Origin of the sequence: Mesorhizobium sp. B1-1-1, assembly GCF_006442955.1 — a bacterium.
In the GTDB taxonomy this organism is placed as follows: Bacteria; Pseudomonadota; Alphaproteobacteria; order Rhizobiales; family Rhizobiaceae; genus Mesorhizobium.
Genome location: NZ_VFWW01000012.1, coordinates 91943 through 106392, shown reverse-complemented (window position 1 = coordinate 106392; position 14450 = coordinate 91943). Strand labels below are relative to the sequence as shown.

The 14450-nt window shown below is 64.5% G+C and carries 13 protein-coding genes; all 13 read right to left on the bottom strand.

The annotated features are described in order from the left end of the window. Window position 1 precedes the first annotated feature (1 nt). The 13 genes from flgK to FJ986_RS24300 all read right to left on the bottom strand — a co-directional run bounded on the left by flgK (window position 2) and on the right by FJ986_RS24300 (window position 14439). On the bottom strand, window positions 2-1453 hold the full coding sequence (gene flgK, locus FJ986_RS24360; RefSeq protein ID WP_140676064.1) for a flagellar hook-associated protein FlgK: 1452 nt from the start codon (window positions 1451-1453) through the stop codon (window positions 2-4). Window positions 1454-1481: 28 nt separating this feature from the next. Further along, the gene (locus FJ986_RS24355; RefSeq protein ID WP_140513647.1) at window positions 1482-2738 is read right to left on the bottom strand and encodes a flagellar hook protein FlgE; all 1257 of its coding nucleotides are present in this window, start codon (window positions 2736-2738) and stop codon (window positions 1482-1484) included. A gap of 79 nt (window positions 2739-2817) precedes the next feature. Next, the gene (locus FJ986_RS24350) at window positions 2818-3486 is read right to left on the bottom strand and encodes a response regulator transcription factor (protein ID WP_140496228.1); all 669 of its coding nucleotides are present in this window, start codon (window positions 3484-3486) and stop codon (window positions 2818-2820) included. A gap of 222 nt (window positions 3487-3708) precedes the next feature. Continuing rightward, on the bottom strand, window positions 3709-4296 hold the full coding sequence (locus FJ986_RS24345) for a transglycosylase SLT domain-containing protein (protein WP_181167718.1): 588 nt from the start codon (window positions 4294-4296) through the stop codon (window positions 3709-3711). Beyond that, the gene (locus FJ986_RS24340; RefSeq protein WP_224646433.1) at window positions 4226-5224 is read right to left on the bottom strand and encodes a flagellar hook-length control protein FliK; all 999 of its coding nucleotides are present in this window, start codon (window positions 5222-5224) and stop codon (window positions 4226-4228) included. The genes FJ986_RS24345 and FJ986_RS24340 overlap by 71 nt, the downstream gene beginning before the upstream one ends. A gap of 362 nt (window positions 5225-5586) precedes the next feature. Beyond that, complete coding sequence (locus tag FJ986_RS24335) at window positions 5587-6951, bottom strand: chemotaxis protein MotC (protein ID WP_140676058.1); 1365 nt, start codon at window positions 6949-6951, stop codon at window positions 5587-5589. Continuing rightward, window positions 6948-8282, bottom strand: a complete 1335-nt coding sequence (locus FJ986_RS24330) for a MotB family protein (protein WP_140556609.1) — start codon at window positions 8280-8282, stop codon at window positions 6948-6950. Before FJ986_RS24330 ends, FJ986_RS24335 begins: the two co-directional genes overlap by 4 nt. Next, window positions 8279-8899 carry a hypothetical protein gene (locus FJ986_RS24325; RefSeq protein ID WP_140556610.1) on the bottom strand — a complete coding sequence of 207 codons (621 nt, stop codon included), beginning with the start codon at window positions 8897-8899 and terminating at the stop codon, window positions 8279-8281. The genes FJ986_RS24330 and FJ986_RS24325 overlap by 4 nt, the downstream gene beginning before the upstream one ends. Before the next feature lie 3 nt (window positions 8900-8902). Beyond that, entirely contained in the window at window positions 8903-10552 is a 1650-nt protein-coding gene (gene fliF, locus FJ986_RS24320) for a flagellar basal-body MS-ring/collar protein FliF (protein WP_140556612.1), read from the bottom strand. A 124-nt stretch (window positions 10553-10676) separates the two neighbouring features. Continuing rightward, window positions 10677-11741, bottom strand: coding sequence for a flagellin (locus tag FJ986_RS24315; protein ID WP_140513641.1), 1065 nt, complete (start codon window positions 11739-11741; stop codon window positions 10677-10679). Window positions 11742-12004: 263 nt separating this feature from the next. After that, entirely contained in the window at window positions 12005-13003 is a 999-nt protein-coding gene (locus tag FJ986_RS24310) for a flagellin (RefSeq protein ID WP_140496221.1), read from the bottom strand. A gap of 213 nt (window positions 13004-13216) precedes the next feature. Further along, window positions 13217-13948, bottom strand: a complete 732-nt coding sequence (fliP, locus tag FJ986_RS24305) for a flagellar type III secretion system pore protein FliP (RefSeq protein ID WP_140676055.1) — start codon at window positions 13946-13948, stop codon at window positions 13217-13219. Further along, entirely contained in the window at window positions 13945-14439 is a 495-nt protein-coding gene (locus tag FJ986_RS24300) for a flagellar basal body-associated FliL family protein (protein WP_140556614.1), read from the bottom strand. Before FJ986_RS24300 ends, fliP begins: the two co-directional genes overlap by 4 nt. Window positions 14440-14450 lie beyond the last annotated feature (11 nt).

Below are 14450 nucleotides of genomic sequence, written 5' to 3'. Positions count from 1 at the left end.
ATTATCCCACCGCGCTGAGCAGAGCCGCCAACATGTCGTCGACGGTTTTCATCATTCGGGCCGATGCCTGATAGGTGTGTTCGAGATCGAGAAGCAGCGACATTTCCTGGTCGACATTGACGCCGGTCGCGTTGGACAGCGCCTCGGCGCTGCGCGATGCCAGGGCTTGCTTGGCGTCGGCTGCGGTCGACGCCTGCTGGCGCACGCCCTGGAGCCACCCGATCGAATTGGCGGCATAGTCGGCAACGCTCGACGTCGCCGAAATCCCGGCGGCGGGGTCGAATGTCATCGGCTGATCGAGCCGGTCGCCATACGCGACCAGAAGGCTGGAATAAGAGGCGCCGCCAGTGTTGACGACATAGGCCGCGCCGTTGGCGCCGCCGTCGCGCAGCAGTGCCGGATTGCCGCCGGCGCTTGGATCCATGGCGGCATTGACGCTGATCGTGCCGGCAAGGCCATTGACCAGCGTGCCAGCGGCCGGCACCGCCGGCGCGCCCGACCAGGTGAACAGCCCGGCGGCGTTGGGCATTGACGGCGCGGTCTCGGCGAAGGCCGTGATCAGGCCGCGCGCGGTCTCGTCGAGCTGGCTCTGCATGGTCGAGGCTACGCCATCGCGCAATTGCAGCAAACCGGCAAGCTCGCCGCTGGCGCTGGTGTTGCCGCCGGTTCCCGCCGAGATCGGCACATTATCGATGTAGAGTGCGTTGCCGACGGTACCGGCGCTGTAGCCGGAGGACGGGGCGAAGCTGACCGTGCGCGGGATGGTTTCGAACAGCGTCGTGCCGTCACCCGTGGTGATGACCATGTCATTGTCGCCGCGCGTGAAGGTCGAAACCGGAACATAGTCCGAGATCTTCTTCAAAAGCGCGTCGCGCTGGTCCAGCGCATCGGAAACGTCGGTGCCGGAGCGCGTGCCTGATATGACAGCCTTGTTGGCATCCTGGAACTGGCTGAGCAGCGAGTTGAGATCGTCTACCGCGGTGGCGATCTGGCCGTCGGTCTGGGTGCGAAAGTCCTGAATGGCCCTGGAGCCTTCGTTCAGGGAGCGCACGACCTGCTTGGCCGCGTCGATAACGCTGGAGCCGAGATTCTGGTTGGACGGCGAGGTGGCATAGAGCTGCAGCGCCTGCTGCAAATTGCCGATCGCGGTCGAGGGAGAGGACGCATTGTCGACGCCATTGACCGAAACATCCAGCTGATCCAGGCCGCTATAGAGCGCGTTCTGGCCGCTGTATGCCGACAGGGCGCTGAGATTCTGGCGGAAGAGCAGGTCGTTGGCTACGCGCTGGATGTCAACCGAGCGCGCGCCCGGCGCCGTGCTGGTGACGACGGCGATACGGCGCGTATAGTCCGGATTGGAAGCGTCGGCGACGTTGCGCGAGACAACGCTGGTCTGCCGAGCGGTGTTCATCAGCGCCGATTGGGCGATGCTCAATGCGGTGGAAAGCGACATGCGGGTCTTTCACGGGCGTTGCCCGGTTTTATCTCTTCAGGTTGACAAGGACGTCCATCAGGTCGGAACCCGTCTGGAAGACTTTCGAATTGGCGGTGTAGCTGCGCTGCGCCGCGATCATGTTGGTCAGTTCCTCGGCGATATCGACGTTCGAATTCTCGAGCGCGCCGGAGATGATGGAGCCGAGCTTGCCTTCATTGGCAAAGCCGACGCGGACCGCGCCGGATTCGGTGCCCTGCGAGTACACATTGCCGGGCAGCGCGGTGAGCTGGTCGGGACTCTGCACATCGGCCAGCGGGATCTTGTAGAGCGGCTTGGTGGAGCCGTCCTTGTACTGGGCGTAGATGGTACCGTCCTTGCTGATCTGCACCTTGTCGATGGTGCTCGGCGCGTTGCCGTTGACCTGAGCGTCCGAAACCGTGAAGCCGGTGCCGAGCTGGGTCAATGCCGACAGATCCAGTGAAAAGGTGCTGCCGTTGGGCACGGTGAGCGAGACGCTGTCGACGGCGCCGGTGAGCTTGCCCGTGGTCGTGTCGAAGGTCAGGTTGGCCGAGCCCAGCGCGCCGCCGGCGTAGGGGAATGACGTTCCGGCGGTCGCCTTCGACTGGTCGAAGACCGACACCTGCCAGGTGCCGGCGCCGGTGTTGGTGAAATAGACGTCGAGCAGCTTCTTGTTGCCGAGATTGTCATAGGCGACCATCGAGGATTTCGAGGTGTACTGCGCGCCTGCGGCATTGGTGGTGGGCAGGTTGCCGGCCGCGACCGGCGTCGCGCCTGCGGGCAAGTTGCCGCTGTAGAGACCCTCGGTGCTCGGGGTCGCGGTCATTCCCTGGTCGGAGATGACGACCGGGACCAATCCTTCAAAACCGTTCACCGTCGCCGCCGGCACGCCATTTTCGTAGCTGTAGGCCATCAGCTGGAAGCCGGCCGAGTTGACGAGCCTGCCCTGTCCATCGGGAACGAAGGCGCCGGCGCGGGTCAGGAAAGGCGTACCGCTCGGGTCCTGGACGACAAAGAAGCCGTCGCCGCTGACGGCAAGGTCGGAGACAGAGGTGGTGTATTGGAGAACGCCGGGATCGCTGACCGCCTGCCGGATCGTGGTGGTGATGCCGCCGGAATTATAGGCGCCGCCCGTCGAGGGCATGACCAGCGTTGAAAATTCGGCGGAGGACCGCTTGTAGCCGGTGGTATCGGAATTGGCGATGTTGTCGGCTGTCGTCGACAGACGGTTGGCCTGCGCGTTCATGCCGGAAACGCCGGTCCGCATCATCCCGTAGAGGCTCATCGAAATGTCTCCGCAATGTCCATGCCATTGGCAGCGAGGCTACGCGTCCTGTCTTGCGCGAGGCTGGCGCGGCGGTGCATCAGAACACCAGCCGGTAACCGAGGAAGCGCTTGGAATCGATCGGATCGGTGCCCAGCTTCTCGCGCAGCTTCTTGCGCAGCTTGCTGATGTGGCTTTCCACCACGTTCTCCTCGACCTCTTCGTCGAAGATGCCGTAGATGGCGTTGAATACTTGGGTCTTGGTGACGCGGCGGCCGCGATTGCTTGCCAAATATTCGAGAATGCGGCGCTCACGGCGCGGCAAGGGAAGCGGCTGGCCATTGATTTCAGGGTCGCGGCCATCCATGAAGATGCGCATGGCGCCGATCTCGGTAAAGGCGGCATCCTCGTTGGCGCGGCGGCGGATGGCTGTTATGCGGGCCAGGATCTCGCGGATATGGACCGGCTTGCGGATGACGTCATCGACACCGCTCTCGAACAGCCGCAACGTGTTCTCCAGCGAATGCTGCTCGCTGAGAGCAATCACCGGGGCTCCGGTGCGGTCGCGGATCTGGCGCGGAGAGATCGCGCCTTCGCGGCAGTCGCCGATGAGGAAGGCCCGGACCGAGCGCAGATCGGCATCGGCGGCCGAGTTCACCCACTCGCCGAATTCGCCGGAAGCGAAGCCCGCGCAGGCGATGCCCTCGCGGTCAAAAAGTGAATTGTATCCGTCTGTCACGAGCTCTCGCTCGTCAACGATAACGATCATCGGCCCCGCCTCCGAATCAGCTCATCTGCCCCGTGGGGAAAGCCGTATCCGCTGGCAGGAATCCTGAACAACCGTCATTTCTTGTAACTAGTTTCTTGGGAGTCCGGAATCGCATCGGTTGCATTAGCGTGGGGTGAGATATGCTTCGTGCTCCAAGTCCCGGCCAAGTCGAAGCGCAACGCCGAGACTTTGCGACCGATTGCATGAGATGCAACAATACACTCATGGATTGCAGAACGTGCGAGCGTTGCCGGTCCATTTGCCGAAGCCTGTGGCCACCATGTTTGATATCACGCGGCAGACATAGACCTTCTGCGCCGGGTCGTTGTCGGGCCCCGCGTGATAGCGGGCGACAGCCATCGACCAGGTCACGTGACGGGCATGAAGGCTGGCCAGGAACCGCGCCGCATAGTCGACATTCTGACGCGGATCTAGCATGTCCTCGACGCTGCGAAAATGCGCGCCGTGGTAGTGGTGATTGATTTGCATGCAGCCGAGATCAATCAGCGTCTTGCCTTCGCGTCGGGCATTGGCGAAGGTGGCAAGAGCTTCGGCGCGGCTTGTCGGGAAGACCGCTTTTCCTTCTATATTCAATGCGTTGGGCTGCAAGCTGCCCTTCTTGCCGGTCTCGGTCAAGCCGACGGCATAGAGGATGCCAGCCGGCACGCCGTAGCGGTCGGCGGCGCGCAGGATCTCCGGTTCGCAAGCATTGGCGGCGGCAGCGGCGGCGCTCGCAAGACTAGATAAAGATATCGCCGCCAGCGCGCTCGCGAGAAGGCGAAGCGGGGCGGCCGTGTGCTTGCGCGTCATCATTGTGTCTTCCGGCGGATTGCTGGCCCGGTTGCTGGCCGCCGGCGCCGCTGTTGCCGCCGCCGGAATTCCCGGGTTGAAAGGACGACTGGTCGCGGCCCGCCGCCGTCTGCAAGGATGCGGTCGCATCAGTGCGGGTCGTTGCGGGGACCGCTACCGAAGGTTGTAGTATCGTGACCTTGTCAACCTCGAAGCCGAGTCCGCGCAGGGACTTGACGATGGCATCGCTATCAGAGGACAGCCGGTGGTAGGCGTCATGTGTTTGAGGCTTTAACTCAATCGAAAGTTGTTCTCCGGAGAGGCGAAGATTGGCGGTGACCATGCCAAGCTCGGCCGGATGAAGTTCGATCTTCAACACATGTGTCGCGGCGGCAACAGGGCCTGTCAGTTGCGCAGTTGCGGAGTGTGTCGAAAGCGTCGTTTTCGGGCCGCCATCGGCTGTTATGGCGCCGATCACGTTGAGGGCGGCCTGGCTCATCGGCGCCTGCGGCGGGGCAGGGAAGCTGCGCTCGGAAACCACGTCGATGCGCCCTGCCGCCGACAGTTGTTTTCCGGGCTCGTGCCGCAACGAGGACTGAACATCGGCCATGGATTTCAGCTGCGGTGCCGCCTGCTTCGGATCCAGGTCCGGCACTTCGGCCGGCGCTGTCTGGGGCAGTGGCCCGGCCGCGATCGCATTGTCGCGTTTTGGCCTGCCGGCGGCGTCGTGGACGGTCTGGCCATCGAGCTTGGTCAGCGACCCATCCACGAGCGATGTCCGCTCGGGCTTCGAGATCGGTTCGAGATCGTCATGCCCGGCGGCGGATTTCGGCCGGTAGGCCTTCGGCAGGAGCTGCCCGTCGAGCGCCGGTTCCTGTCCGGTTTCGCTCGTATCGGCCGGTCTGGCCGATGTCGAGAAATGGCGCAGGTCATGGAACGCGATCAGCAACGGCAGATGGTCCTCGAGCGGCGTCGTACCTGTCTCGGCCGCTGCGCCATCGGCGTCCTTGTCCGGCTCGGCGGTCTTGTCCTCCCTGGTTGTTTTCGCGGCCGGCATTCCGCTGGATGGGATCCTTGCGTTGCCAGCCGGCAGTGGCTCGTCCTTCTGCCCGGCAGGACCGGCGGCAAGCCTGCTCCAGCGCTCATCGCGCGATTCGGCCCCGGCTGCCGGATGCTTGTCCGGGTGGGCCGGCCCGGCCTTGTCGTCCAGCATCTTGCCGAAACCCGTGTCGTCATTTTTTCCGGTCGCCGGCTGTTCCGCCGTCGTGCGCGCGGTGGTGATTCCCGGCAGCGCCGGACCGAGGCTGGGGGTCATTTCGGAGCGGCTCCAAGCATCTGGTCGATCAGGTCGAGCTGTCGACGGGTTTTGACCATGGCGGCATCGGTTGGGTCTGACGTGTCGGTGCTGGCCGCGGCCGCCGGCGCCGATGCCGGCAGGACAGTTGCCGCATCGCCCGGAGCCGGCGCGTTCGGCGCAACTGCCACTGTATCGCCGGATGGCGCGACGGCCGGCCGTTCGGACACAGCACCCTCGACGGGCGGCAATCCGGCGGCGTCGGCCGCCTGCGCGGCGGCAGGCTCGGGCTCGTGCGATGGCATGACTTCGGCAGGTGCCGGGCTGGCGGTCGGAAGGGAAGCGGGCGGCGCCACCACTTCGCCGGCGATGGCCTCGGCGGCGTCGAGCAGCGCGCGGTCGCCGTCCGACAGCCGGCTGCGGTCGATCTTGCCCAGCTTGGCGCGCACGTCCTCGATGGTACCCGATGTCACGGTGGACAGGCTTGAGTAGAGCAGGGCGCGCGGATCGCCCTGATTGGTGTTGCCGTCGCGGCCTTGCTCGGCCCGCGCCGAGGCGAAGGCGGACAGTTCGTTCAGGCCGTCGATCGCGGCGCGGCGGGCGATGCGCAGATAAATGACCTTCTCGCGCTCGGGATCCATCATTGAGGTGATATCGGCCAATTTGTCCTGGCTGATCGACATGTGCAGCTCAATCACGCCCGAGACGAAGGAGTCGGCGAACTGGCTGGCATAGGGCGAATAGAGATAGCGCTCGACATATTGTGTGGAGGCAAGCGCAAAGCGCGCCGCGTCGCGCTGCGCGACCGCAATGCCGACCGAGCGGCGCAATGCCGCCTCCTCGACCAGTGTCCCGGGGCCGAGCAATTTCGCCTCGTCGAGCAGCACCAGCGCCGCGGCCGGCTGGTCGCTGGCGAGCAGCGAACCCTTGACCAGGGCAAGGGAGGCGGCGAGGTCGCTGGGCTCCGCCATCGGATCGACCGGCTTCAAGGCTTCGATGGCCTCGCCGGGGCGGCCGTTCAGGTAATCGATGACGCCCCTGGCAAGGGCTAGGTCCCGCGCATCGGCGGTGGCGCGCGACACGGCCGCCTCGACGGTCACCGGGTTGCCGCCGCTCATGCCGTAGACCAGCAGCGCGCGAAAATTCTTCGGATCCCTGAAATCGTCCTTGTCCGCCTCGCGCAAGCGCGTATCGATCATCTCCAGCAGCTTGGACTGCATCGGCAGCGCGGCGTGGTCGCCGACGGCGATACGGTCCTGAATAAGCTGCAGCGAGCGCACCAGCTGATAGGGTTGCAACGAATCCTGCGCGAGGGCGGCCGTAGGCTGGCCGGCCAACAGCAAAAGGCCCATCAAGCGGCTGGTGAAGACCGCCCGCCTCATCCGCCGGTCGCCATCAGTATCTCGATGCGGCGGTTCACCGCCGACAGCGGATCGGCGGGGTCCTTCGGCTGGCGGTCGGCGAAGCCGGCGACTTCGGTGATGCGGCGCTCGTCGACGCCGCCGCGCACCAGCATGTAGTACGCCGAATGCGCGCGCGCCGTCGACAGCCGCCAATTGTCGTAGCCGGCGCTGCGGAACGGCCGCGCGTCGGTGTGGCCGTTGATGCTGATCGTGCCCTTCTGGCTGTTGACGATGCGGCCGATCTTTTCCATCGCGAGCACCAGCTCACGGCGCGGCATCGCGGAGCCGACCTCGAACATGCCGAAGTCAAGCTGGTCGGTGATCGAGATGAGGACGCCCTTGTCGGTGGCTTCGACCGAGACGCCGTCGTGCAACTTGTCGCCAGGTTTGAAGGCCTCGGCCAGCTGCTGCCTGACATCGGCCGCAGCCTTAAGCGCGGCCGCGCCCGGCTTCTTTTCGCCGGCATCGGGCTTGGCCGCCTCGGCGACGGCGGCAACCTTGGCGTCCGCGAGCCCGGCAGCGCCGGCTTTCGCATCACCCGCCTCGGCGATTGCCGTTGTGGCCTTGCCGTCCTTTGCCAGAGGTTCAAGCGGCGCCGCGATGACCGGCGGCGCAGGCGGCACGGCCTTAACCTTGGCGACCTGCGCCTCGGCGGCCTTGTCGCCGGGCTTCACCGGATCACCTTCGATCCTGGCGCGCTGCGCGCTGGCCTCGGCGCCCGGCGAGGCCACCTGCTGAGACCAGAAATCAGGCTCGAACGGATCACGATAGGAGGCGCCGCCGGAAGCGCCCGTTGCCGGGCCGGCACTCTGCGCGCCGCCATCGCCCTTCTGGCTGACGTTCTGCATGATGCCGGTGTTGGTGGCGATTTCCGAAAGCACCGCGTAGGGATCGGCGAACAGGTGTTCGTCGGACTGCTCCGACTGCTGCGGCTCCTGCTTTTCCTTTTTGGGATCGGATGAACCCGCGCCGCCGGCTCCATCCTGTCCGGCCTTGGTGGCCGCCTCTTCCGGATTGTCGGCGGTCAGCCCGATGGCGCGCGGACCGTCGCCGAGATCCTCCAGGCCCTTGCGGCTCGAGGTGCGGTCGACCAGCTTGACCGGATTGAAATAGCTGGCGACCGCCGCCTTGGTCTGTTCGTTGGCGGCGTTGATCAGCCACATGACCAGGAAGAAGCACATCATGGCCGTCATGAAGTCGGCGAAGGCGATCTTCCAGACGCCACCGTGATGGCCCTCCTCGTGGTCGTCATGGCCGCGACGCACGATAATGATCTCGTGCCTGGCCTGATCGGCATCGGCGACGCTCATGCCAACACCTGAGAGAGCGTTGCCGACCATTCGGCCATGCGCGTCTCGAACACCGCTTCGTCGATGGAGACCGTGAGATCGAAGCCGGGAGCTTCGAGGAAGTCGAGATTGGCGGCGCGCGCTCCGAGCGACGCCTTCAGCGCTTCGAAAAGGGAAAGCGGGCCGCGAACGACTATGCGCACCGCTTCGCCATCGCCGACCGCTTCGCGGACCGCACCGGCAAGCGCTTCAAGCGAGCGCTTTTGCAGGTCGTCACTGACGATGCCGCCGATGATGCGGGCGACCGTGGCGGCGACGAGGTCCGTCACGCGCGCCTCCATGGCATCAATGCGCAGCGAGACCGCCTCGCCGACATCGCCGCCGAAGCTCTCGAGAAAGGCCTTCGCTTCCTCGGCATTCGCCCGGCGTTCAGCGTCCATCGCTGCTTCGTGGGCAGCCGAAAGCCGCTCGCCGAGCGCCGCCTCCGCCTGGGCGACCGCTTCGGCAATCAGCATGCCGATATCGGCCTGAGGCGCGGCTGCTTCCGGCTCGTGGTCGGCGGGAGCCTTCGGCTGGCTGACACGTTGCGGGCGCGTGCCGAAATCCGGCAGGAGATCGAAAAGGGCTAGGGAAGGCATGGACTACACCGCGATTTCCTGGGCCGCCCATTTGCGCAGGATCTGCGCTGTGCGCTCCTCGTTGAGGTCGACCATGCGGGCAAGCCGCTCCTGCGGCGCGGGCCTGATCTTCTGGCGCAGGTCGTCGAGCGGCGTGGAGCCGGCCCGCACGCCCGGCAAGGCGCCGACGGCCGAGCCGGCTTCGGCGGAAGCCGTGCCCTCCGGCGTCGGCAGCGAGCGCTGGACCTCGTCGAAATTGGGACCCGCTATGGACGGCGTCGCCTTTGCTGTCAGGGCCGCCGCCATCGGGCGCAGGCCGAAGAAGGCCACCAGGAACACGACGACGATGAAAGCGCCGGCATTGATCAGCGTGCCGGCGTGCTGGCCGACGGAATCGAGCATTCCGGCCTGCGGGATCGCCTCGCCGTCGAGCCCGTCGATGAACTCGACCGCCGAGACGTCGATGACATCGCCGCGCTTGTCGTCGAAGCCGGTGGCAGAGGTCACCATCTTCTGGATGTCGGCGACGCGCTTGGCGATCTGTTCGGGCGTGGCGTCCTTGCCCAGGATCGCCTTCAGCCGATCCTGGTTGACGACCACGGCGATAGACATCTTGGTGACGCTGTAGCCGTTGGAGACGGTGGCGATCTTCTTGGAGTTGATCTCGTAGTTGGTGATCTCTTCCCTGCGGTCGTTCTGCGAGGAGGATTGCGGACCCTCGGTGGCGGTCGTCTGCGTCTCGGGGAGGTTCTGCTCGACGCTGGCCGGGGTGGAGGCCTGCTTCTGGTTGTTGTTCTCGTTGGCGCGCACCGACTGCACCGAACGCTCGACGCGCGACTCCGGATCGAAGATCGTCTCCTCGGTTTGGCGGGTATCGGTGTTGACGTCGGCCTTGACGCTGGCGCGGAAATTGTCCGGGCCAAGATACGGGGTGAGGGCGCGCCGGATGTTGTCACCGATCTGCGCCTCGACGGTCTGCTCGACGCCCAGCGTGCGGGCGGCACTTGTGTTGGAGGGATCATCTCCCGCCGCCAGCAGATTGCCGTTGGAATCGAGCACCGTCACCTTGTCGGCCGACAGGCCGGGAACGGCGGCGGCGACGAGATGGCGGATCGACATGGCGCTTTTCTCGGCGTCGATGCCGGCGTAGCGGATGACGACCGACGCGGAGGGCTGCTGCTCGTCGCGGCGGAAATTGGCACGCTCGGACATAACGATATGGACGCGCGCAGCCTTGACGCCCGCGATCGACTGGATGGTGCGCGATATTTCGCCCTCCAGCGCGCGCACACGCGTGATCTGCTGCATGAAGGAGGTCAGGCCGAGCGAGCCGACATTGTCGAACAGTTCATAGCCGGCATTGGCGCTGGTCGGCAGGCCCTTTTCGGCAAGCAGCATGCGGGCCTGCGCGGTGGTGCCGGCCGGGACCAGGACCGAGGTTCCGTCGGAGCCGACGTCGAAGCCGATGCCGGCCTCGCCCAGCACGAGGCCGATCTGGTTCACGTCGGCGCGGTCGAGCCCGACATAGAGCGTGTCGTAGGCCGGACGGTTGAGATAGACGGAAGCGACACCGATGACGCTCATCACCAATGCGGCGATGCCCGCCAGCATGGCCAGGCGCTTCACGCCAAACCCGCGGAGATTCGCGATGATGCTCTGGATCTGTTCCGGCACGGTCGACTACTCCCAGCATGACTGTCCGCTGGAACACTAGCCCTCGAAGCTTGTGCGAAAATGAAATCGGGCCGCGCTCGGCGCGCGGCCCGTCAACCTTGAGGTGAAGACGTCGAGTGGGCGGTCAGCTCTTGAACAGCGACAGGATCGACTGCGAGGAACTGTTGGCGATCGACAGCGACTGGATGCCAAGCTGCTGCTGCACCTGGAGCGCCTGAAGGCGGGTCGATTCCTTGTTCATGTCGGCGTCGACGAGCTGGCCGACACCGCGGTCGATGGAGTCCATCAGGCTCTGCGTGAAGGTCTTCTGCAGGTCGATGCTGCTCTTGGCCGAACCGAGGATGGTGGCGGAATCGGTCAGCTGGCTCATGACGTTGTCGATCTTGGTGATCATCTGGGTGATGATGTCGTCGGTCACGCCTGCCGCAGTGATGTCGAGATTGTAGGCGGAAATATTGTCGACCTTGGTAACCGCCCCCGCCGCTGTCTGGCCGGCGGTGTTGGCTGCGATATCCGTTGATCCACCCGCGATCGATGCCGCATAGGCGGTGTCATACAGGGTCTGCGCGGCCGCGGTCGAATAGACCGATGTCTTGCGGTCGAGAATGCCCTGGTTCTTGACCTCGCCGGCAAGACCGGAATCGAAAAGCTTGGTGCTCTCGACATCGATGTCAATCGTCCCGAGCTGGACGGCGCCGGACGAGGTGCGGTTGAACGAGGACACGATCTTGGAGTCGGGCTGGACGCCGTCATTGGCGGCCGACACCTGCTTGGAGATCACCGACAGGAAATTCGAACCGGAGAAGGTGGCGGCGTCGGCAAAGGATTTCATCTGCGCCTGAAGCGCCGTGATTTCGGTCTGCGTCTTTGCCTTGGCGGCATCCGTCTGGCCGACGGTCGAAAGCAGCTTGGTTTTGATCTTGCCGATCGTGTCCAGCACATTGTTCATGCCGGTATAGGCGGTGTCGACCTTCGAGGCGCCGAGGCCGAGCGCATCCTGCACGGTCGAGAGCGCCTGGTTGTCGGAGCGCATGGTGGTGGCGATCGACCAGTAGGCGGCGTTGTCGGAGGCCTCGGAGACGCGATAGCCCGTCGAGACGCGGGCCTGTGTCTGCTCGAGCGACTTGTTGGTGGCGTTGAGGCTTTGAAGTGCAGTCAACGCCGCAGCGTTCGTCATGATGCTCGCCAAGAAACTCGCTCCTTCTCTAAGCCGGCATGCCCACAGGCCTGGTCGGCCTGCCCATCGGCTGCGATCGTGCCGGTCGGGCCGATTCGACAACCTGTCGTAAGCTATTGGTTAACCATAGCTAGCGCGATATGGTTAACGCCCTATTAAAAGTCAGCTTTCGACAGTTAAGGAACGAGGATTGCGCGGGGCTGGAGCAAACGCAATCGGGCCGCGCTTTTGGCGCGGCCCGATATCTTGGTGCTGTTCGTGGATGGTGAAGGCGATCAGCCGCGGAAGAGCGACAGGATCGACTGCGACGAACCGTTGGCGATCGACAGCGCCTGGATGCCGAGCTGCTGCTGAACCTGCAGGGCCTGGAGGCGGGTCGATTCCTTGTTCATGTCGGCATCGACGAGCTGGCCGACGCCGCGGTCGATGGAGTCCATCAGGCTCTGCGTGAAGGTCTTCTGCAGGTCGATGGAGCTCTTGGCGGCGCCGAGCGTGGTGGCGGCGTTCGTCATGTCCTTGAGCGCAGCGTCGACGACGTTCATCATCCCCGAGATCTGGTCGTCGCTGAAGCCCTTGCCCGTTGCGGAGTCGAAGATCTTCAGGCTGGCGACCGAATAGGTGTCGCCGGCCGCAACGGTAGCACCAGCAGCCGGAGTAGCCGCCGTGGCGGTGACGCTGCCGTCGGTGCCCAGACGCGCGGCGTCGAGGATGCCCTTCGCGGTGCCGGCCGTGGTACCCGCCTCGTACAGCTTGGTGCTTTCCACGTTGACGTCGATCGTCGAGATCGATACCGCGCCGGAAGCGTCACGGTTGAAGGCCGAAACGATCTTGATGTCCGCCACGGACGTGCCCGTGCCGCTGTCCACGGACAGCATGTTGGTGCCGGAGAAGCTGGCGCCATCGGCATAGGCCTTCAGTTGCTTCTGAAGGGCGGCGATTTCGGTCTGGGTCTTTTCCTTGTCGGCATCCGTCTGGCCGTAAGAGGCGGTCAGCTTGGTCTTGATCTGGTTGATGGTGTCGATCGCGCTGTTCATGCCGGTGTAAGCGGTATCGACCTTCGAGGCGCCGAGGCCGAGCGCGTCCGAAACGGTCGACATCTGCTGGTTGTCGGAACGCATCGTGGTGGCGATCGACCAGTAAGCGGCGTTGTCCGAAGCCTGGGAAACGCGATAGCCCGTCGAGATGCGGGCCTGGGTGGTTTCGAGGTTCTTGTTGGTGGCGTTCAAGCTCTGCAGCGCGGTCAGCGCCGAGGCATTGGTCATGATACTGGCCATGTCTACTCGTACCTTACTTTTTACAGGTGTTTTTTGACATACCGGATTGGCCGGTATGACGGAGCGGCATCATGCCAATGATCTGTCTGAGACCCGATCACCCGCCATCTGCGGGGAATATGGCGGCAAGTCCCTACCAAAGGACTAAACCGGACGGTTAATCGAAAAATATTGTCGAAAAAACGGGAGGGCGCGGTTCGGCGCCGGGCGCGATCAGTTGAAGGAGCGCACCAGGCTGCCGACAAGCAGGTTCCAGCCGTCGATCAGCACGAAGAACAGGATCTTGAACGGCAGCGACACCACCGTCGGCGGCAGCATCATCATGCCCATCGCCATGGTGATGGTGGCGACGATCAGGTCGATGACCAGGAACGGCAGCACGATCAGGAAGCCGATCTCGAAGCCGCGCCTGATCTCGGAGATCATGAAGGCGGGCACCAGGATGCGCAGGTCGACGGTTTCCTTCGCAACGGTCTGGCCGCGTTCGCGCGCGAGGTCGGCGAACAGGTCGAAGTCCTTGTCGCGCACATTGTGCAGCATGAAGGTGCGGAAGGGATCGGAAATCTTCTCGAAAGCCTCGGTTTGGCTGATCTGGTTGTCCATCAGCGGCTTGACGCCGGTATTCCAGGCCTGGTCGAAGGTCGGCGCCATGACATAGAAGGTCATGAACAGCGACAGCGAAATGAGGATAAGGTTCGCCGGCGTCGACTGCAGGCCGATGCCGGCGCGCAGGATCGAGAAGGCGATGACGAAACGGGTGAAGCTTGTCACCATGATCAGCAGGCCCGGCGCCACCGAAAGCACGGTGAGCAGGCCGAACATCTGGATGATGTAGCCAACGGTGGCGCCGTCGGCCTTGCCGATGCCGCCGAGGTCCAGTTGCTGGGCCGTCGCGATCGATGTGGCGGCGCCGAGCAGCGCCGCGGCGAGAAGAAATTTCTTCATTCGAGCAGCAACGTCCTGATGAGTACCTCCTTGGCATGCCCCTGGCTGCGGATCGAGGCGCGCTCCTCGATATCGGCCTTCAGGTGCTGATAGCCGCTGGCGCCTTCTATCTGGTGCATCTTCAGGGTGCGCACGAAGGCCAGAAGATCCTGATGGATCTCATCCGACATTGCCGGCGGCTGCGGCGCGTCGTAGACCACCGACACTTCCATCCTGATCCAGGTCTCGGCGGGCGAGGCGATGTTGGTGGTGATCGGCGCCAGCGCGACGAGTGACGGTCCCGTGCCGGGCTCTTGCGCGTCGGCGGGCTTGGGCACCTTGCCCTCGTTTTCCGGCGCGACGGGTACCGATGCCGGTGCCCCCACACCCTTGAGATAGCCGCCGGACAGCCAGCCCATGCCGATGGCGGCAGCCGTCACCAGGAGCAGCATGGCGCCCTGGACGGCAAGGGAAGGACCCTTGCGAGACGGAACCTGTTCGACGCTGGCCACGGTGCTGCGGT

Excerpts from the sequence above, each read along its gene's own strand:
- flgK (WP_140676064.1), bottom strand. The coding sequence starts at position 1,453 with ATGTCGCTTTCCACCGCATTGAGCATCGCCCAATCGGCGCTGATGAAC.
- FJ986_RS24355 (WP_140513647.1), bottom strand. The coding sequence starts at position 2,738 with ATGAGCCTCTACGGGATGATGCGGACCGGCGTTTCCGGCATGAACGCG.
- FJ986_RS24350 (WP_140496228.1), bottom strand. The coding sequence starts at position 3,486 with ATGATCGTTATCGTTGACGAGCGAGAGCTCGTGACAGACGGATACAAT.
- FJ986_RS24345 (WP_181167718.1), bottom strand. The coding sequence starts at position 4,296 with ATGACGCGCAAGCACACGGCCGCCCCGCTTCGCCTTCTCGCGAGCGCG.
- FJ986_RS24335 (WP_140676058.1), bottom strand. The coding sequence starts at position 6,951 with ATGAGGCGGGCGGTCTTCACCAGCCGCTTGATGGGCCTTTTGCTGTTG.
- FJ986_RS24330 (WP_140556609.1), bottom strand. The coding sequence starts at position 8,282 with ATGAGCGTCGCCGATGCCGATCAGGCCAGGCACGAGATCATTATCGTG.
- FJ986_RS24325 (WP_140556610.1), bottom strand. The coding sequence starts at position 8,899 with ATGCCTTCCCTAGCCCTTTTCGATCTCCTGCCGGATTTCGGCACGCGC.
- FJ986_RS24310 (WP_140496221.1), bottom strand. The coding sequence starts at position 13,003 with ATGGCCAGTATCATGACCAATGCCTCGGCGCTGACCGCGCTGCAGAGC.
- fliP (WP_140676055.1), bottom strand. The coding sequence starts at position 13,948 with ATGAAGAAATTTCTTCTCGCCGCGGCGCTGCTCGGCGCCGCCACATCG.